This is a genomic window from Pseudomonas fluorescens, from assembly GCF_000968015.1.
Classification (GTDB): domain Bacteria; phylum Pseudomonadota; class Gammaproteobacteria; order Pseudomonadales; family Pseudomonadaceae; genus Aquipseudomonas; species Aquipseudomonas fluorescens_W.
The window spans coordinates 17,371-34,704 of the sequence record NZ_LACH01000043.1 but is presented as its reverse complement, the minus strand read 5'-3'; the positions used below and the strand labels follow the sequence as shown (position 1 = coordinate 34,704).

Below are 17,334 nucleotides of genomic sequence, written 5' to 3'. Positions count from 1 at the left end.
TCTCAGGAAAGTGGTGGCCGGTCGGCTTTGGCGGATGCGGTTGGGTTGGAGGGTTGTTCGAACACCTGCCAGCCCCCGCCCAGTGCCTTGTAGAGCTGTACGCTGTCGAGCAGCAGACGGGTGTTGCTTTCGTTGGAATTCAGGCGTGCCGCCAGGCGCGCCCGCTGCGAATCCAGCAGAGGCAACAGGTCAATCTGCCCGCGGTTGTAGAGCGACTGGGCACGGTTTTGAGCCGACTCTGCGGAAGCGGCGGCCAATTGCAGCGACCCGGAACGGCGACGTTCCTGCGCAAGCGTGACAAGGGCGTTTTCCACATCCTCGAGCGCCCGTACGATCCCGTCCTCGGCGCGTAGCAGCGCCTCTTGTTGAGCACTTTCGGCCGCTTCGTTGATCGCTTGCGTGCGCCCGGCATTGAAGAGCGGCATCGCCAGCAGGCCTGCGACGTTGGTGAAGCGCGCAGCGCCGAGATCGGCACCGTTCAGGTTGAGACCCTGGCGGCCGAAGGACGCGCCGAGGAAGAGTTGCGGGAACCACTCAGCTTTCGCTTGCTGGCGTCGCGCATTGGCGGCGTCGAGCTGTGCCATCAGCGCCAGTACGTCAGGTCGGCGTTGCAGTAACTCGGCGGGCTGGCCGGGCTTGGCCTCGGGCACATCGGCAAAATCACTGCTCGAAGGCTGGATGTTCTTAGTGTTGAAAGACTGGTCGGCGATCAGCACCGCGATACGGTGACGTGCCACTGCCACTTGGGTTTCCAGTGGCGGAATTTGCGCCCGCGCCGACAAGGCGTCGGTTTGTGCGCGTTCGACGTCGAACGCGGATGCCAGCCCCACCTGTTGACGCGCGGTAACCAAGCGCAGCGTTTCATCCTGCATCGCCGAGATTGCGCGCAGCGTCGTGACTTGGCGCTGTGCACCGACCAGTGTGAAATAGTTGCTGACGACATCGCTCATCACCAGCAGGCGTACGCCGCGCATGCTGTGTTCTGCGGCCAGCGCATCGGCGTCAGCCGCCGCTGCGCCGGCGCGTAGTCGGCCGCTCAGGTCGAGTTCCCACGAGACGTCCAGACCCACACTGGTGGTCTTGGTATCCGGATACCCCTGTTTTATTGCTGAATTGTAACCGCTGCTGCGGTCACTGCCGGACACGGATGCACCGACGCTCGGGAGCAGCCAGGACTGGCTGACCGTCTCTCCGGCACGCGCGGCACGCAAGCGCTCGGCAGCAATCTTGACGTCGCGGTTCTCACGCGCGGCTCGGCGCACCAGATCCGTCAGCAATGGGTCGTGGTAGACCTCCCACCAGGCCGCCTCGGGCTCCATCTCGGAGTCCGAGGCGGCGAAGTTGCCAGGCAGGTCAACCGATGGCTTGACGACCGGCGTGGAGCAACCAGAAAGGGCGAGGGAAATCGAAGTGAAAAGGGCTGCCGCAATGGCGAACCCAGTCGGGCACTTGGTCCGTTGCAAGGTTATCCCACCGGTAGGGCGGGGCAGCGGTTGGAGGCTGGAAAGTCGCGGCATTAGACATGGACTCGTGTGGTTCGAGGTGGCATCAGCGTAGGAGGACTGTGTGCGCAAAGTCGTCAGCGAACCGTCACCGTTCGGTCGCCATGCGCTCTGTATGTCGATGCGGGAAAGAATTATTCGCTGTCGCTTTCTATTGCCTGCTCACCGGCTGCTGACGCCAGATCGGCGCCAATCGATTCCAGCAACTCTTCGGCGGACGAGAACTCGCGCTGACGCCCGGTGACCAGGTTTTCGAGCCGGCCCTTCAGGGCGTCTCGCTCGGCATCACTGCGCAACTTGACAACGTATGAACGGCGGCTCGGGTATTTGGATTCGGGGTTAAGGCTCATCGCAGACCTGGGGATCAAGAAAGTTCGATGCCAGCGTAAGCCGCCCCCGAGGCCAAGTCGTAAGCGAAAGGTCAGACTTCAGTCGGGAAACGTTTGCCGCTACAACTGTCGTCACCTGGCCGTCACTCCAGGAGCCATCCTGAGCGCGAATGTTTTGTTGGAGAGTTCCTCGTTCCGATCGATCTCTTTCAGGCGTGGTTCGCGTTGTGGCGAGGCGGGTAGTTGTGGGTGGAGTTCCGACTTAATGTAGGAAAACTTCCCCCGCTTTTGGGGGGGTCTCCATGAACAAACATAAGTCCGCTCTCCATTAATCGCCATTGCTACAGCGCGCAAAGGCTTGAAGCGTTGCAGATTGGTAGCGACGTCTCTACCCCAAACACATTTGCAGTGGCACGCGAACTCTATTTACTCAGTTACCCCATTTAGCTCATGACTTAGGCCCGCCACGGTGGAAGAGCCCCTTCCAAAAGTGAAAAGGCTCGATGCAGGAAACTGTTGAAGCGAGCGGCATCACGCCGCAGCCCTGCCTGTTGACCACCAATCAGGCACAGATGGGCCACCTGACCAATCACTTCTGCTTCGCCTGGCATATGGACCAAGCGGCGGCACGTCCGTATCGCGAAGTCCAGTCGTCTTGCGTCAACACGCTGCTGAAACTCGCCTACCAACGGATCCAGCAGCGACCAGGCTCGGATGGAAACTTCCCGACCAGGTTGTTTCTCAGCGGCAATACTCAAGTAGCGTTTCAAGGTTTCGCCCGCGCTACGACCCTGCGCCGCATAAGCGAGCATGCGCTCCGTGTAGTCTTCTTCCCAAGCGGCCAGCAAGGTGCGGACAAAGTCTTCGCGATTGCGGAAATGGTGATAGAACGATCCGCGGGTCACATTCAATCGGCGCGATAGACTCTCGGCCGAAACGCCAAGATGCCCTATTTGGTCGAGGGCCTCAAAACCAGCCGCGATCCAATGGTTACGAGTTAGTTTTCTCATCAGTTATTTCGCTCCATGTTTAGCGCCATACAGACTGTGTATGGTGCGCAACCGATTGATACGCTGCGAACACCAGCAAAGATGGCCGTTGCGTTTTGCACGCCAGCACTTTTCATGGAGCTCGCCTTGAAGAAAATCGTTCTGGTTGCTTTCGACCAATTCACTGATATCGACCTATTCCTGATGTGGGACATCTTAGGCCGCAACACTGAGGACTGGCACGTCCGAATATTGGGTTCTAGCTCTATCGTGCGATCTGCGCACGGCCTGCCTGTTTCGGTGCACGGTCCGCTTTCCGAGGCCAATAATGCCGACGCGGTATTGTTCGTCAGCGGCAAGGAAGGGGTACCCGCTGCACTTGTCGCCCCAGATTTCCTGCCGTCGTTTGAACTTGACTCCAGACGCCAGCGAATCGGCTCCCTATGCGCCGGAGCTTTCATTCTCGAACGGCTTGGGCTGCTCAGCGGCCAGGCAACTACACACCCGGATGCACGATCGGGCTTGCAAGCTCTGGGACTTGAGCCCGTGGACCAGCCTCTTGTATGCCAGGGTAGCGTTGCAACCGCTGGCGGATGCCTTTCGGCGCTCTATCTGGTGGGATGGTTGGTTGAATCCTGGTTCGGTGTCGACAAGCGCCGTGCGACGTTGCTCCCTGTTTTGCCAGCTGGGCAGCAAGAGCTCTATGATGCCTTGATCGGGCTCAGTATCCGACAAGGAAAAGTTGGCGCCTCAACAACATCATCGCAACAAGAAACGCGACATGGCATGTCGTCTAATTGGTAGTTAGAACTCAGGAGAGATCCCCGATGCCCCGAGAATTTGAGCTCATTAAGTCCGTACCAGTCCCCTCGAGGTCCGGCATCACCCACCTTTACAAGTCGATGAACCTGGCGGACGCTTTTGCGATTCGGCTCCCTGCGGGCACATCCACCAATCCAGACTTGCTAGCTCGATTCATCCTTTCCCACCAGCCATCCTGGATCGGATGGCTCTTGAAAGTCCGAGACACTATCGTTGCCTGTTTTGGTCTCAAGACAGCCAAACATTTGGCAACACTTGCTAATCGGATTCAAATCTTCAAGGTCTACAGCTCGAACCAGACTGAAATCGTGTTGGGAGAGGACGACAAGCACCTCGACTTCCGGATATCGATCCTGTGTTCTGGAGAGGCAGAGCCAGAAGGCAGTCGCCAACTCGTTTTTTCAACCGTGGTCCAGTGCCACAACCGTCTAGGCCGGGCCTACATCTTCATTATTGCCCCATTTCACCGCTTGGTTGTTAAGGCCAGCCTCCTGCGTGCAGCGCGCGTCGGTTGGCCTCGGGCTACCTGCCCCTAAGGCTGAGAGCACTGTTCCCTGAGGTCTAACCCTTCCATCGAAAGGCTGTTGGTTCAGCCTTCGCGCCGCAAGCCAGATGGTGTCGATGCGGATCATCGCAACAGGTCTCGCAGAAAGGTGGCACAGGCGGCAGCGCTTTCGGCCGGCCAGTTCACTTTGACGGTGCCACGCGGGTGCTGGATTTCAACGCAGATACTCGATGAAGGAGCCAGGGGACGCCCTCCGGCTAGCTGCAAAGGCAGCGGAATGAAAGCAAGTTGCAGCGCCATGGCTTTGCTCGTTTGTACCCTAATCCTTTTATGACGAGGTTCGCGGTAAGGCTGTGCTTCTGCGCAACGCTGGCAATCGAAGCTCCGGGTTGGGCGCACTCTTGTACAACCTGGGCCTTGAAGGATTTGGAATAGGAACGGCGTTGTGGCTGCATGGAAAGACCTGCTTAAAAGGCTAGAAATGGTGTCCCCTTAAATTGAACTGACCCCACAAAGTTGGACGGTTACAGAGTAGCGAAATATTCGACGGCGCTTTGTGCGTCGATTGTTGCCTGTCACCAGTAGCTGCAGTCGACCCAAAGCTGCCTGTCAGTACCGGCTGTAATCGAGCGCAATGCTCCTCTGCACCAATTTCTGCGTTGCCGTGCTCATTAAGTTATGGTGCTCGAATAAACAGGTTTCAGCGCCATCCATCAAGACTCGGACCGAGTGAATGACAGAAGATCCTTTTCGAATCCCTACAGACGCCGATATCGCAGAAGCAGAGCGCGCGCTCAAGTTTCGTTTCCCAGTCCAATATGTCCAGTTCTTGAAGGAAGGTAGCAATGTCGAAAACGCCGCACTAGACGCAGCGTTGATAGTGAGAGGTTGCAGCTACCTAGACATATTCGAAATTGCCGAGACCGCTTGGAGCCATGCAGGTGTGCCCCGAGATTGGTTACCTTTCATTGAAAATAACGGTGACTACTTTCTTATTTCGGAGTCTGGCGCTGTTCGATACTGGTCGCATAACGGACACATAGATGAGAGTTGGCCTTCTTTTTCTGCATGGTTTCAACAAGTCTGCATTGAGTGCAGGTAGGGGAGCAAAAGAACTACGTCACCCTGCGTCTGCTTTTGGGCCGATTCTGCCTGTCATGAGGGGCAGAAAACGTAGGAATGGGATTTTTGTTTCGATTCAGACCGTCAAGCTGGCTCTAAAACGGTTTTACACAGCCTCGGCCGATTGCTGCCCGTGAGCGATCACTCTGGGGTCATGAGCAGCGCGAGCGTCATCTTGATGAATTCTTCATTTTTGTCGATCGTTTGCAGCGTGCGGCGCACATTTCCAACAACCTCGGTCGCGTCGCGCTGCTCGATCCAAAGCGGGGCTATATGATGGCAGCCTCCAGGGCGAGTTGATTTTCGTTGATTTTGAATAGCAGGAAGGGAGTAGGTCTGAATCCGGCATAGGCGGTACCTTGGCGGATAAAGGCATCGTTGCAGTGGCAGTGCAGTTCTGGTTCGCGTGATTGCAATGTAGTGGGTTACAGCGTTTCTGGTGATCCGGTTATACAGCCAGGGACCATGTCTAACTTTTCAGCTACCATTGTGTATCTAGAAATAGCTAGCGACTACTCGCACCTGTTGCACATGGAAAGGAATCAATAACATGGATGGTGTGCGTTCTGTGCAAGTTATCGCTGTGACCGGCGGAAAGGGCGGCGTGGGCAAGACGACTGTGGCGGTGAATCTTTCATTGGCGCTGGCGAAACTTGGAAGGCGAGTCGTATTGCTTGATGGCGATCTTGGCTTGGCGAATATCGATGTTCTGTTGGGACTCTCCCGGCAGTACACGCTTGCCGATTTAATCGAAGGTCGCTGTGAGCTATCCGATGTACTTGTGCGCGGTCCCGGTGGGGTGCGGATCGTCCCCGCGGCTTCAGGCATCCAGAGCATGGTGCATTTGTCTCCGGCTCAGCACGCCGGCCTGATCCAGGCCTTCAGTGAAATCGGTGACAGTCTCGATGTGCTGGTGATTGACACAGCTGCGGGCATCGGCGCGTCGGTGGTCAGTCTCGTCCGGGCGGCCCACGAAGTCCTGCTGGTGGTCTGCGATGAACCGACCTCGATCACCGATGCCTATGTACTGATCAAACTACTTAATCGTGATTACGGAATGGACCGTTTCCGGGTGCTGGTCAATATGGCGCAGAGCCCGCAGGAAGGTCGCGCCCTGTTCGCTAAACTGACCAAGATCACCGATCACTTCCTCGACGTATCCCTGCAGTATGTGGGAGCGGTTCCGTACGATGAATGTGCGCGCAGGGCAGTGCAGAAGCAGCGAGCAGTCTACGAACACTTTCCGCGTTCCAAGTGCGCCCAAGCATTTCAGGGTATCGCTTTAAAGGTCGACACTTGGCCTTTGCTGACTGTCCCCAGAGGGCATATGGAGTTCTTCGTTGAGCGACTCGTCCGAGAAAATGACATTTCTCTCCCGGCCGTATGAGTGGTGTGATTGGGGCGACCGCTTATGGCCGGACATCGGCGATCTAAAATAGACCGTCGCGGTGGGTGGTCAGACTTCCGTCTGTTCCGCCATTTCCAGAGCATCATCGACCTCGATTCCCAGGTATCTGACGGTGCTTTCAAGCTTCGTATGACCAAGCAGGAGCTGGACAGCTCTCAGGTTCTTCGTCCTGCGATAGATCAGCGATGCCTTGGTTCGCCGGAGTGTGTGAGTACCGTACATGGTTGGGTCAAGGCCAATGACGGTCACCCACGCTTTGACTATTCGAGCGTATTGTCTGGTGGAGAGATGGTCTGAGTCGTGCAACCGGGTCGGAAACAAGAAGTCCTCGCTGCGAAGGTGGGCCTGATGCATCCAAGCCTCCAGAACCGTTCGGGTTTGCTCAGTGATTTCAAATTGCACTGGGTGCTGAGTTTTCTGCTGCTTCACGATGGCCCGTGACGATACATGTTCCCCATGGGCTATGTCTCGTACTCGCAACTTGGTTAAGTCACAGGCACGCAGTTTGCTGTCGCTATCCGCCCCATTGCAGAAACCCAATGATACGAAGAGACGATTTACCTTTGCGCGAACCAGAACGATCCGGGGAGAGTTAAAGACGGCGTAGAAATGACCTGACAATTGATTTCGTAGCATCGCTTGTGTCCAAGTCATGAAGCTTGCCCATAGAAAACCAAATGCACTCGGTGATCTCGTTTTGAGGCGTGGCGTTTTCTGCCTCTGGAACAGAGGCTTCAAAAACATGGTGACGTGTGTTGCCTGCATCGAATTCAAAGATATACAAGAGCTGATCAATGGTCAGTCCGGTTTCTTCTTGGAGTTATCGAGCAGCAGCTCTAGCGATGGACTCGCCAGTTTCTACCTTGCCACCAGGCAGGGCCCATTTTGACTTGAGTTTTCGAACGAGCAAGATTTGCCTATCTCTCTCGCATATGACTGTAGCTCTGACTTTCATCTTCTGACCCGAAAGGATTGCCACTGGATAGTAATAAAAATGTCATCTTCAAGGTGCGTTTATCGACGAATGCAGCATTTAGAGCCCGCCAAATTCGTAAAGGTGCCAGGTTGCCTTCGGAATGAGTGATTTTGATCTGCTCTTGACTGACTGCTTCTGGCCGATTGTTGCCTATTGTCAAGGATGAACCGTTTGTCAGGCGTACAAGCCATACCCTGCCGCGATGATTAGCGGAGAAACCAGCAGCGTTGCCCAGAACCCCGATTTTGGAACAGCAATGACGCAAATGATCGAGATCATAAGCACATAGAGGCCAACCATTTTAAGTAGCGCGAGATCGCCAACGGCTACGGCGTGAATCGCTGTCTGCCCTGCGAGCATAAAAAGCGGCCCCAGCATGGTAAACCAGAGAGCAGTACGCCGGTCTTCGTGCGCTTTGAATTGGTCAACGAAGCCAGAGTCTATAGCGGCGGCGAATGCTGTTTTGAACTTGATAATACCGAATGGAACATGGAGGACGCCCAAGGCGAACAGGGTCCATGCGACGATGTTTGACATGTCTTATATGCTCCGTAACGGTAAGGTTGGCTTAGAAGTTGTCACGGCAAATGCGACATTGCTCAGGGAGAAACGCAACATGGGTGACGGCAAGGAAGCTACCCATTTGCCATCACCGTGTCCACCGTCCACTTTTGACCGTTCTTTACCAGTCATCATCGGCATCAATCCACAACCCAAAGCTGACGGTGGGCTTGGCTCAGATTCAGATTGAGCAAGCCGGTCTCTCACCCAACCGCTCTACCAACCTTACTAGATAACCGTCGGGATCCTGGACGATGAATTCACGCTGGCCTACTTCTACAATTTCAGCCCAATACCAGGTGTCTTTGCATTCTCGATAGAGTGGAAATCCAGCCTGATCAAGTTTTTGGATGATGGGTGCGACAGCCTCAATATCAATCTGCAGGTTGATGCCTCGTCCAAACGGCTTAGTCAACGGCGCAGTCAGCCATTGACCCGAGTCCGAATCAACCTGCTCAAGCATTACTTGAGCACCATTCAAATCAAGGTATGCAAATCCGTCTTCCGGGCGTTGATAAGCTACGTTGAACCCAAGGCAAGAAACCCAAAAAGCCAGGCTGCTATCCAGGTTGGTGACCATTAACTCCGGAACCAGTTTGTTACGTTCGAACATGAGATGACTTCCATTTCAAAAGGCTCATTTTTGCAGGCGGGCAGGTTCTGCATTTATAGCTTCGATGCCCACAACGGGATTGTGGCGAGCATGATGATGCATGGTCGGGTGGGAATTATCGAGTCGCGTTGAGTGGCAGCTCCTGGACGATCGCGGCTGCTTAATACTGCTTGCCTTTGGCTAAGAACAAACCAAGATTGCTGCCAAGCACGTCAGCGGCGTGTCTCACTCTTCACCTTCTAGTCAACATTTCCACGCTAGGCGCGAACATATGAATGCGACCCTACAAGCATCCTCAAACGGCCATCTGACAATCGATTTTGGCGACTTACCTGAAACTGATTGGGAAACGCTGGAAAACAAACTGATTGAAGTCTGGGGCTTCCGGCGCGTGGGCTCGGTGGTGATCGGCCTGGACGAAAAAATCTACCCAAGCTTCCAGCGCTCGGATCTGACTCTTGCTACAGGTTGGGACATTTGGTCAGGGCATTACGTGCTTTCTGAATGCGCAGCCGGCGACGGATTTTTGCGAAAACTGTTTAATGAACTTCACGACCGAGAAACCTCGCCACCAATTTGAGGTGTCCGCTTTTGGCCGTTATCTGCCAATCATGATTACAAAGCGTGCCGGTCAAATCCGATGCAATCGTGGTCAGAATGAATGCAAATGACTGGTTAGGTCGAGTGCAAACGGGTGATCAAGTGGAGTGCAATTTGCGCCGTTGCCAACAGCGGATGGCTTCGGGCCCGCCTTGACGCTTCAAGCCCGCTTGGCGGCGTCAATCAACGAGCGCGCACGTTTTACCAATTCAGTCCCATGCGTTTCTGGCAATTGGTCTATCAATATCCCCAATGCTTGGTGCTCCTCAATTGTTGCGTCGTGATGCTCACTCAGCTCGACCAATGCGAGCAGTTCCAGCCACGATGCTTCTTGGGCGCGTGCCTCCTCAATCGCAGCCCGTATCGCCGCGTTGCTGGCATCCGACCGATCTTGAGCTCGAGCGATCGCGGCCACCAGCAACAACAGCTGCGGAAGGTACACCCGTTCTCCCAATTCCTCTCCCACTCGGAGGGCTTCCTGCAATTCAACGTGCGCTGCGTCGTAATCGCCTGCCAGTAGCAGCGCCTCGGCGGCGTAGCCAAGTACTTCGCTGGCACCGGAGCGCATACCAAGTCCGGTGTGTTCCTCGTAGGCCTCACGGATGTGCCGGTAACCGTCGTGGGGAGCACCGTTGCGCGCATCGGCCCAGCCACGCCACCAGCGGCAAGCCGTGCGCCCGAGCGCGAGCGAATATTCATCGACGAGCTTCTGCATATCGTCAGCCAGCGCTGCCACCCGCACAGGGTTTCCCAGTCGTACCTCGATCAAAACTTCCTGCCAGGTCGCGACCAGCCATGTCATAGGTTGTCGAAGCGTATGCGCGCGGGTTCGTGCCTGCTGCATATGGGTTCGCCCTTGCTCGATCAGGCCAGACCGCACCAGCTCGATGGCCAGCATGCCGTGCAGCATAACCTGGGGATCTGCCGCAAAGATCTCGTTTGTACCTATGTCCAGCGGCTCGGCGATCGCGAGGGCACTCTCTAACCAGCTGCGTGTCATTTTCGTGCGGCCCTGGAGGTGATGCACCTCGCCCTGAACGATGCACGCCGCCAGCATGAGCTCTTGATCGTTTGCGTTGAGGGAGAGAGCTTCAGCACGCTCTGCCACTTCCAGAGCCTGCGAATAGTCGCCGCGCAGACCGAGTAGATAGCCGAATCCGTGCAGAAGGCGACTGCGCATAGGGTGCTCGGGTACGTTCGCGAGCAGCGTGTATGCCCGTTCGAAAACGCCCTTGGCTTCGCTGCCGACACCGAACATGTGGAAGGCCGAAACCCCCTGCAACGTGGCCAAGGTGATTTCGAGCGTATCGCGCTCCGACCCTTCGGGTGCCTGCATAAGCAGGATCAGGGCACGCTCAGTGAGGCTGATGCACAAGTCCGGGCTGAAGTGCAGTAGCGCGGCTTCTGCGGCCTCGGCGTAGTAGCGCAGCGCGATCATCGGCAGCCGGGCACGGTCAAAGTGCATCGCCAATTCTGAGGCTGCAACCTGGACGCCAGCTGTGCGTTCGCGTTCCAGGGCAGTGCCGACCTGCCGATGCAGATTAATGCGCAATGAACGCGGCGTGCGGTCGTACAGCACCTGCCGAAAGAGGGCGTGACGGAATGAGTAAGGCAGCTCTATCGTGTCGTCAGCTTCATGGGGCTGCAATTGTGTGAGCCATATTTGCTCGCGCACCAGCACCTCACAGGCACTGGTTACTGAGACGGGGTCGAGCTCAAGCGCAAGCGTAATCGTCTCAACCCGGAAGTCGGCCCCGCACACCGCTGCCGCCGAGAGGAGGGTACGTTGCTCCGGGCCAAGCTTGGCGATGTAGTGATCAATGATGGCCGCAAGGTTGTCGGGTACCGCCAGATCCGCCAGTCGAGCTTCGACGGTGGTTTCGTCTTCTTTTGCATCCATCACCTCAGTGATGATTGAGGACACGAACAAGGGCACGCCGTCGGTCCGTTCGTGCAGGGCGCGTACGAAGGCTTCATCGCGAGCCAGTGAAGCTGAACGCAACGCCACATAGTCGGCAACCTCGGTTTCGGAAAACGGGTCGAGCACCACTTCCTCGCACAAGCGTTGCAGGCGCAGTTCGTGACGCAATGAGCTGAGCGGATGGTCGAGCGCCACCACTTCGGCAAGGCGGAAGCTTGACAGCCACATGAGCTTTGCCGGGCCACGGCGTCGTGCGATGTAGTTAATCAGCTGAACCGTCGCCCGGTCGCTCCAGTGCAGGTCTTCGGTCACGAGCAACAGCGGATGCAGCTCTGTGTAGCGATCCAATAGTTCTCCGAACTCCCTCAGCATGCGTTCCGGGCCGACGCCGGCCAGCTCGCGCCGCAATGCGTCACGTTCCTCCGTGCTACTCAGCCAAGGCAATTGCAGCAGCCAGGTTGGTGCCACTTCGCGCAACAACGCCGGCAGGGTTGGGTCGCCGCGGCACAGATCGGCCAACGCCTCCAGCACTGGCAGGTACGGTTCGCCGGTGCCGAAGTGTTCCATGCAATGGCCGTGTGCGCAGGCGATGCCGCCAAGGCCAGCGAGGAAATGTTCGATCAACGTGGTCTTGCCGATCCCCGGTTCTCCGGCGAGCCACACCACGGCGCGCTGGCCGCCATTCGCCCGCTCCCAGGCCCTTTGCAGCCTCGCGACCTCGTCAGTGCGACCGATGAATGACGGTGACGAAGGTGTGCCGGTCGCTGTAACCGTCGCGGATGCAGGCGGCTTCGAAAGTGCGGAGGAGGGTGGGGCGATGAAGCGATAGCCGCGCCGCGACACCGTCTCGATGAAGCGAGGTTGCCTGGGTTCGTCGCCCAGCACCTTGCGCAGATCGCTGATGGCCGTTTTCAGCACCGAATCGCTGACGAACCGATGCCCCCACACGGCATCAAGCAAGGCATCCTTGGTCACCAGCGACCCTGGCTGGCGTGCCAGCACGCATAACAACGTGAAAGGCGTGGGTGCCACTGCAACGGTTTCCCCATTACGCAACAAGCAGGCGTTGGACTCGTCGAGCTCGAATTCGAAGAAGCAGAGCAAGACTGGGTTTGGATGGGGCTGCGGACGTGCCACGGTTGATTCCTAAAGACTAAAACAGGGTTGTGCGCCGCGAAGCTTCACATGGGGGTCGATACTGAAAACCGGTGTGGCCGGCTTCCTGGTCCTATCGACCAACCTTTTGAATCAACGGCTCTCCAGCCTCGGCAGTCTTGAGCCATTGGTCTAATGACAACGCTGATCGGCTCTGAAGCCAAGCGTCGCCGGTCGGAAACCGGCACACGCGCAAACTCGCTTCACACCGCGCAATTCGGCTCGCCCCTTGGCCCCATCGCGGCTTGAGCATGATCTCAAAAAATAATGACAAGAACATCAATATTGAAATATCTCTCAATATTGAATACCTTGACCTTGCCTGACGATGAGACCTGCGCGCCTCACGACTTCAATCACAACAAGGGCTCAATATGAACAACAACAAGAAAGTTTCCGAATTGCCTCCCTCCGCCGTCGACGTGCTGGTCATCGGTAACGGTCCGGTAGGTGCAACAATCACGGCGCTGCTCGGCCGCTATGGGATCACGACCCTGGTACTGGACAAGGTCCATGACGTCGTACTGATGCCGCGTGCCATTGCACTGGACAACGAGGCGCTGCGCATCCTGCAACAAGCTGGTTTGTCGGAAGACGCTTTCGAGAAGATCGTTATCCCTGAAGTGAAGATGCACTCCCCGGTACTCGGGCAGTTCGGTCGAGCCAATACCGAAGGGTGCGTCGACGGCCATCCGAAACTCGTGACGTTCTATCAACCCGACCTCGAACACGCAGTGCGCAGCCAAGTCTCCCGGCTTAAGACCGTGACCAGCCTGGGTGGCTTCGAGCTGGAGAGCCTGGTCGAGCAGTCAGATTGCGTCGTCGCTTGCGTACGGGATCAGAATGGGCAGTCGCATTCCGTTCGCGCCCAGTACCTGATCGGAGCGGATGGCGCTAGCTCCAGGGTCAGAGCGCTGATTGGCCAGGAGTTCGAAGGGCAGACCTATGCGGAGGATTGGCTGATTGTCGATGTCAAGAATCGTCACAAGTCAGCGATTGATCACATTGAGTTTCTCTGTAATCCGCAGCGCCCAACGCCGCACATGCCCGCACCCGGCGGCAGGGAGCGTTGGGAGTTCATGCTGCAACCCGGTGAGTCCCGGGAAGAGCTGGAAAGCCCGGAAAGCATAGCCCGGCTGATTGCTCCATGGATCAACCCGCAGGAGCTGGAAATCGAGCGCAAGGCGGTGTATCGATTCCACGCGCGGTGCTGCAACAGATTCAGCAAGGGGCGCGTCTTTCTCGCCGGCGACGCCGCGCACATCACCCCTCCTTTTGTCGGGCAGGGCCTCGTTGCGGGACTTCGAGATGGCGCCAACCTTGCCTGGAAACTGGCTTGGGTCCTTCGCGGCCATGCCGCGCCTGCAATACTCGATACCTATGACGTAGAGCGCCGCCCGCATGCCCAGGCAATGATCAATCTAGCGAAACTCATGGGCCGTCTGGTGATGCCCAAGAACAAGATCGCCGCTTTCTTTGTCCACGGTCTGATGCGCACGCTGGCGTTGACTCCCACAACCAGGAGGTACTTCGAGCAGTTGGACATCAAGCCGAAGAACACCTTCAAACACGGCCTGTTCGTGCAGCATCGCCGGGGCGACAAACTGGTACGTGGCAGCCTGTTTCCCCAGGCCTGGACTCGCAACATGCAAAAGCAGATCAAACTGAGCGACGATGCTCTGGGAGATAGCCTGACCCTGGTTGGATTCGGCGTTGACCCGTTGTCACTGCTAACCCCTGATCAGATCGTTTCCTGGGAAAAAATGGGCGGCCACTTCTTAGAGGTCAGAGCACGCGGCCAACGCTCCGGCGGCAGCTGTGACTTCATCGAAGACATGAACCATGAGATCTTGCCACTGGCTGCTAAAGGAACACTCGTCGCCGTTCGTCCTGACCGTATCATCATGCACCACGCCCCTGGCGCAGAGGCCAGCAAACTCCTTCGAGACTGTCGGGGTCTGCTGATGAGTGATGGCGCCACTCCTGACGGCGTTTCCATTACTATCAACGAGCCCATTAGATTACGAGCTTGATCATGCATTCCCCCACTCTTCCTTTAGAAGCTGATGCGCCAGAACCTCTCACGAGAGGTCACAAGAAACGTGAGCGCACCCGTCGCGGCCTGGTGGACGCGGCATTGCGCCTTATCGCACGTAAGGAAGTGGGGGAGATCGCACTGCTCGAGGTCGCCGCGGAAGCCGAGGTATCCAACGGCACCATCTACAACTATTTTCGAACTCGCGACGAAGTGCTGGAGGCGGTGGGCATCGCCATGGCCGCCGAGTTCTCCGATGCCATTTCCGCCATGAGCAGGGACGTGCAGTGCGGAGCACAGCGGCTTTCGATTGGCGTGCGCATGTTTGTGTGCCGGGCCGCGGCCGACCACCAATGGGCGAATGCGCTGCTGCGCATTATCCATTTCGACCAGGCCATGCGCTCGCGTCTGGCTGACCATGTACTGGGCGATCTGCGTGAAGGACTGCGTGCGGGCACGTTTGCTTACGAGGACGAAGGGGTCGCCCTGGACATCGTCCTGTCGTGCACAACCGGAGCCATGCGCTCGGTTGTCGAGGGGCGTGCAGTGGCGGAGCACGATCTGAGGGTCGCCGAAATGGTTCTCCAGGCTCTGGGCGTCACACCTGCCAGAGCCAGGAAAATCGCCGGCAAGCCGCTACCGGCCTGATCCGGTGTCGTCGCTGATCTACCTGGCTTGATCAATCCATTGCCGATAGCTCTTCGCCTGACGACGAGCCTTCAGTTGATTGGCGATCAATGCCATGAGGGGCGATGTCCCGGGTTTTGTCCGTTTCCCTTGGCTCAGCAAGCCGAGCTGCTTCTTGATCACCGATGCCACTGCCAGCGATGCCAGCGTCTTATTCTTCCAGCGGACGACGATGGGCTCCACTTTGATGTCCCGACCCGCCAGCCACTGTTTTGGCAGGGCTGGTTCGATTGCCAATGCAGTGGCAAGTCCGACCATCGACACCGAGCCGCTCACCACGCGTTCCGCGACCTCCTTTCTACGCACGCCGCCGGTGACCATCAGCGGCATGCGCGCTATATCGCCTATTTTTTCTGCAAACTCGAGAAAATAGGCTTCTCGAGCCAGGCTGCTGCCATCGCGGGTCTGCCCTTGCATGGCCGGGCTTTCGTAGCTGCCGCCCGACAACTCGACCAGGTCGACCGCCTTGGCGTTAAGCATTTCCACTACACGAGCCGCATCTGCGGCATCGAACCCGCCGCGCTGAAAGTCTGCGGAGTTGAGCTTCACAGCGACGCAAAAGATCGGTGCCACTCGCTGGCGAATTGCGTCGATGGTTTTCAATAGAATTTGCGCACGATTTTCGAGGCTACCGCCCCAGCGGTCATCACGCCGATTGGTCAGGGGGGAAAGGAATTGGCTGAACAGGTAGCCATGCGCGGCATGAATCTCCACGCCGGTGAATCCGGCACGCTCGGCCAGCACCGCCGCTTGGGTATAGCGCCCGATCAGCTCTTCGATCTCCTGTTCCTCCAAAGCCCTGGGTGGCACAAACGCTTTTGAAAGGCCGGGGATATCGACCGCCACTGCGGAGGGACCCCTTGCCGATTGCCCCATTGAAGCCAGCAGCTGCCGTCCGGGATGATTGATTTGCATCCAGGCCTGGGCTCCATGGCTGCGGCAGGCATCGGCCCATAGCTTGAATTTGCCCAGGTTCCGATCGTCCTCAAGCACTACGCCAGCGGGCCCGGTCAAGGCGTGGCGGTCAACCATGACATTGCCAGTGATGATCAGACCGGCACCACCCTCCGCCCAACGCTGGTAGAGCTTAACCAGCGCTTCCCCTGGAGCGTGATCCCCGTTGGCAAGATTCTCCTCCATGGCAGCCTTGGCGATTCGGTTTGGAATCACCGTGCCGTTGGGCAATCGAAGCGGTTTGAAGAGATTTGAGCCGGTCATGTTCTGTCCTTCAGCTAATAAAAATTCGACCAACATAAATGAACACGCGTGTTCAATTATGTCAATGTTCAGTACATTTATTGACTAGGCGAGGTTGATCCTGGCATTCAGATTGTTAGGTTTTAGGCCGTTTTTTCGGACGAAAAATCCAACATGCTAAAAAATAGTGTTGACGTAAAATGAACACGAGTGTTCAATCGGTCCATGAGGTAATCCTGGAGAGAGAACCGTGGAATCCCTGAATCCAACACAGCGCCGCATCCATCAAGCTGCCTTTCGCCTGTTCGCCGAGAGAGGCACTTCACAAGTGAACATCCTTGACCTCGCGCAAGAGGCAGGCGTGGCGCGCGGAACGGTCTATAGCAACATCGACAGCATGGAAAGCCTGTTCGAAGCGGTAGCCAGTCATCTCGCGAGGGAGATGCATGAGCGCGTCAACAAGAGCTTCAATTCCCTCTCGGATCCCGCTCATCGCTTGGCCAATGGCATTCGATTCTTCATTCGCCGAGCGCACGAAGACTCTCAGTGGGGCGCGTTCATCCATAAATTCGCCATGAGCAATTCGGCGTTGCGCGAAATGTTCAGCAGCCAGGCGACCAAGGATCTTCTGAGCGGGCTTGCCACAGGGCGCTACACGTTTGCGCAGGAGCAATTGCTCTCGGTACTGACGCTGATATCGAGCAGCGTGCTTGGCTCGATTTTCCTGGTACTGGAAGGTCACCGAACGTGGCGCGAGTCGGGCTCTGATACCGCCGAGCTGGTATTGCGGGCATTGGGTGTGCCGCCAGAAGAGGCTCGTGCGTTGGCGACCCAAGAGTTGCCGGCACTTCCGTCTCTCGACTGAGCTCGTAATTGATTTGACTGAATAAACCCCTGAGTTTTCAGGGGTTC

18 protein-coding genes and 2 pseudogenes are annotated in these 17,334 nt (G+C 56.9%); 9 read left to right on the top strand and 11 right to left on the bottom strand.

The annotated features are described in order from the left end of the window. Positions 1-2: 2 nt before the first annotated feature. The 3 genes from VD17_RS19270 to VD17_RS31720 all read right to left on the bottom strand — a co-directional run bounded on the left by VD17_RS19270 (position 3) and on the right by VD17_RS31720 (position 2,841). A complete protein-coding gene (locus tag VD17_RS19270; protein WP_259674579.1) occupies positions 3-1,463 on the bottom strand; it encodes a TolC family protein in 1,461 nt (486 codons plus the stop codon). Positions 1,464-1,636: 173 nt separating this feature from the next. Then, on the bottom strand, positions 1,637-1,852 hold the full coding sequence (locus VD17_RS19265) for a hypothetical protein (protein ID WP_046055179.1): 216 nt from the start codon (positions 1,850-1,852) through the stop codon (positions 1,637-1,639). A 434-nt stretch (positions 1,853-2,286) separates the two neighbouring features. Continuing rightward, positions 2,287-2,841, bottom strand: coding sequence for a TetR/AcrR family transcriptional regulator (locus tag VD17_RS31720; RefSeq protein ID WP_080932039.1), 555 nt, complete (start codon positions 2,839-2,841; stop codon positions 2,287-2,289). 126 nt (positions 2,842-2,967) lie between these two features. Here VD17_RS31720 and VD17_RS19255 point away from each other — a divergent pair, with 126 nt between their 5' ends. Next, positions 2,968-3,624: a DJ-1/PfpI family protein gene (locus VD17_RS19255; protein WP_046055203.1), complete on the top strand. Its 657-nt coding sequence runs from the start codon at positions 2,968-2,970 to the stop codon at positions 3,622-3,624. Between the two features lie 23 nt (positions 3,625-3,647). Next, positions 3,648-4,178 carry a DUF2867 domain-containing protein gene (locus tag VD17_RS19250; protein WP_046055177.1) on the top strand — a complete coding sequence of 177 codons (531 nt, stop codon included), beginning with the start codon at positions 3,648-3,650 and terminating at the stop codon, positions 4,176-4,178. A 226-nt stretch (positions 4,179-4,404) separates the two neighbouring features. On the opposite strand, the gene VD17_RS32965 is transcribed toward VD17_RS19250, so the two are convergent. After that, positions 4,405-4,602 carry a transposase gene (locus VD17_RS32965; RefSeq protein WP_080932038.1) on the bottom strand — a complete coding sequence of 66 codons (198 nt, stop codon included), beginning with the start codon at positions 4,600-4,602 and terminating at the stop codon, positions 4,405-4,407. Between the two features lie 278 nt (positions 4,603-4,880). On the opposite strand from VD17_RS32965, the gene VD17_RS19240 reads away from it, so the two are divergent. Next, a complete protein-coding gene (locus VD17_RS19240) occupies positions 4,881-5,249 on the top strand; it encodes an SMI1/KNR4 family protein (protein WP_046055176.1) in 369 nt (122 codons plus the stop codon). Positions 5,250-5,410: 161 nt separating this feature from the next. On the opposite strand, the pseudogene VD17_RS32670 reads toward VD17_RS19240, so the two are convergent. Beyond that, positions 5,411-5,618 (bottom strand): annotated as a pseudogene (locus VD17_RS32670) (hypothetical protein). 201 nt (positions 5,619-5,819) lie between these two features. Here VD17_RS32670 and VD17_RS19230 point away from each other — a divergent pair. Then, positions 5,820-6,656: a MinD/ParA family protein gene (locus VD17_RS19230; protein ID WP_046055175.1), complete on the top strand. Its 837-nt coding sequence runs from the start codon at positions 5,820-5,822 to the stop codon at positions 6,654-6,656. 69 nt (positions 6,657-6,725) lie between these two features. Here the strand turns inward: VD17_RS19230 and VD17_RS19225 are convergent, their stop codons facing one another. The 3 genes and pseudogenes from VD17_RS19225 to VD17_RS19215 all read right to left on the bottom strand — a co-directional run bounded on the left by VD17_RS19225 (position 6,726) and on the right by VD17_RS19215 (position 8,190). Then, on the bottom strand, positions 6,726-7,331 hold the full coding sequence (locus VD17_RS19225) for a tyrosine-type recombinase/integrase (RefSeq protein ID WP_259674578.1): 606 nt from the start codon (positions 7,329-7,331) through the stop codon (positions 6,726-6,728). Beyond that, positions 7,270-7,632: pseudogene (locus tag VD17_RS31710) on the bottom strand (NUDIX hydrolase). The gene VD17_RS19225 and the pseudogene VD17_RS31710 overlap by 62 nt, the downstream one beginning before the upstream one ends. A gap of 195 nt (positions 7,633-7,827) precedes the next feature. Then, on the bottom strand, positions 7,828-8,190 hold the full coding sequence (locus VD17_RS19215) for a DUF6463 family protein (protein ID WP_046055174.1): 363 nt from the start codon (positions 8,188-8,190) through the stop codon (positions 7,828-7,830). On the opposite strand from VD17_RS19215, the gene VD17_RS32270 reads away from it, so the two are divergent. Beyond that, positions 8,189-8,404, top strand: a complete 216-nt coding sequence (locus tag VD17_RS32270; RefSeq protein ID WP_185753187.1) for a hypothetical protein — start codon at positions 8,189-8,191, stop codon at positions 8,402-8,404. The two genes, VD17_RS19215 and VD17_RS32270, sit on opposite strands and share 2 nt — an antisense overlap. Here VD17_RS32270 and VD17_RS19210 read toward each other — a convergent pair. Continuing rightward, positions 8,396-8,827 carry a bleomycin resistance protein gene (locus VD17_RS19210; protein ID WP_046055173.1) on the bottom strand — a complete coding sequence of 144 codons (432 nt, stop codon included), beginning with the start codon at positions 8,825-8,827 and terminating at the stop codon, positions 8,396-8,398. The genes VD17_RS32270 and VD17_RS19210 overlap by 9 nt on opposite strands. Before the next feature lie 271 nt (positions 8,828-9,098). Between VD17_RS19210 and VD17_RS19205 the strand changes: the two genes are divergently transcribed. Next, on the top strand, positions 9,099-9,407 hold the full coding sequence (locus tag VD17_RS19205) for a hypothetical protein (RefSeq protein WP_046055172.1): 309 nt from the start codon (positions 9,099-9,101) through the stop codon (positions 9,405-9,407). 180 nt (positions 9,408-9,587) lie between these two features. Here VD17_RS19205 and VD17_RS19200 read toward each other — a convergent pair whose 3' ends face one another. Beyond that, complete coding sequence (locus VD17_RS19200) at positions 9,588-12,485, bottom strand: AAA family ATPase (protein ID WP_046055171.1); 2,898 nt, start codon at positions 12,483-12,485, stop codon at positions 9,588-9,590. Positions 12,486-12,877: 392 nt separating this feature from the next. Here VD17_RS19200 and mhpA point away from each other — a divergent pair, with 392 nt between their 5' ends. Together mhpA and VD17_RS19190 are read left to right on the top strand one after the other, a co-directional pair. Next, positions 12,878-14,536 (top strand): bifunctional 3-(3-hydroxy-phenyl)propionate/3-hydroxycinnamic acid hydroxylase MhpA, encoded by a 1,659-nt coding sequence (gene mhpA, locus VD17_RS19195; RefSeq protein WP_046055170.1) that lies wholly within the window; start codon positions 12,878-12,880, stop codon positions 14,534-14,536. 2 nt (positions 14,537-14,538) lie between these two features. Continuing rightward, the gene (locus VD17_RS19190) at positions 14,539-15,186 is read left to right on the top strand and encodes a TetR/AcrR family transcriptional regulator (RefSeq protein ID WP_046055169.1); all 648 of its coding nucleotides are present in this window, start codon (positions 14,539-14,541) and stop codon (positions 15,184-15,186) included. Positions 15,187-15,204: 18 nt separating this feature from the next. Here VD17_RS19190 and VD17_RS19185 read toward each other — a convergent pair whose 3' ends face one another. Further along, positions 15,205-16,443, bottom strand: a complete 1,239-nt coding sequence (locus tag VD17_RS19185; protein ID WP_046055168.1) for an NADH:flavin oxidoreductase/NADH oxidase family protein — start codon at positions 16,441-16,443, stop codon at positions 15,205-15,207. A gap of 229 nt (positions 16,444-16,672) precedes the next feature. Here VD17_RS19185 and VD17_RS19180 point away from each other — a divergent pair, with 229 nt between their 5' ends. After that, positions 16,673-17,287, top strand: a complete 615-nt coding sequence (locus VD17_RS19180; protein ID WP_046055167.1) for a TetR/AcrR family transcriptional regulator — start codon at positions 16,673-16,675, stop codon at positions 17,285-17,287. The last annotated feature ends 47 nt before the right edge of the window (positions 17,288-17,334 follow it).

Excerpts from the sequence above, each read along its gene's own strand:
- VD17_RS19265 (WP_046055179.1), bottom strand. The coding sequence starts at position 1,852 with ATGAGCCTTAACCCCGAATCCAAATACCCGAGCCGCCGTTCATACGTT.
- VD17_RS31720 (WP_080932039.1), bottom strand. The coding sequence starts at position 2,841 with ATGAGAAAACTAACTCGTAACCATTGGATCGCGGCTGGTTTTGAGGCC.
- VD17_RS19250 (WP_046055177.1), top strand. The coding sequence starts at position 3,648 with ATGCCCCGAGAATTTGAGCTCATTAAGTCCGTACCAGTCCCCTCGAGG.
- VD17_RS32965 (WP_080932038.1), bottom strand. The coding sequence starts at position 4,602 with ATGCAGCCACAACGCCGTTCCTATTCCAAATCCTTCAAGGCCCAGGTT.
- VD17_RS19240 (WP_046055176.1), top strand. The coding sequence starts at position 4,881 with ATGACAGAAGATCCTTTTCGAATCCCTACAGACGCCGATATCGCAGAA.
- VD17_RS19230 (WP_046055175.1), top strand. The coding sequence starts at position 5,820 with ATGGATGGTGTGCGTTCTGTGCAAGTTATCGCTGTGACCGGCGGAAAG.
- VD17_RS19225 (WP_259674578.1), bottom strand. The coding sequence starts at position 7,331 with ATGACTTGGACACAAGCGATGCTACGAAATCAATTGTCAGGTCATTTC.
- VD17_RS32270 (WP_185753187.1), top strand. The coding sequence starts at position 8,189 with ATGTCTTATATGCTCCGTAACGGTAAGGTTGGCTTAGAAGTTGTCACG.
- VD17_RS19215 (WP_046055174.1), bottom strand. The coding sequence starts at position 8,190 with ATGTCAAACATCGTCGCATGGACCCTGTTCGCCTTGGGCGTCCTCCAT.
- VD17_RS19210 (WP_046055173.1), bottom strand. The coding sequence starts at position 8,827 with ATGTTCGAACGTAACAAACTGGTTCCGGAGTTAATGGTCACCAACCTG.
- VD17_RS19205 (WP_046055172.1), top strand. The coding sequence starts at position 9,099 with ATGAATGCGACCCTACAAGCATCCTCAAACGGCCATCTGACAATCGAT.
- mhpA (WP_046055170.1), top strand. The coding sequence starts at position 12,878 with ATGAACAACAACAAGAAAGTTTCCGAATTGCCTCCCTCCGCCGTCGAC.
- VD17_RS19190 (WP_046055169.1), top strand. The coding sequence starts at position 14,539 with ATGCATTCCCCCACTCTTCCTTTAGAAGCTGATGCGCCAGAACCTCTC.
- VD17_RS19185 (WP_046055168.1), bottom strand. The coding sequence starts at position 16,443 with ATGACCGGCTCAAATCTCTTCAAACCGCTTCGATTGCCCAACGGCACG.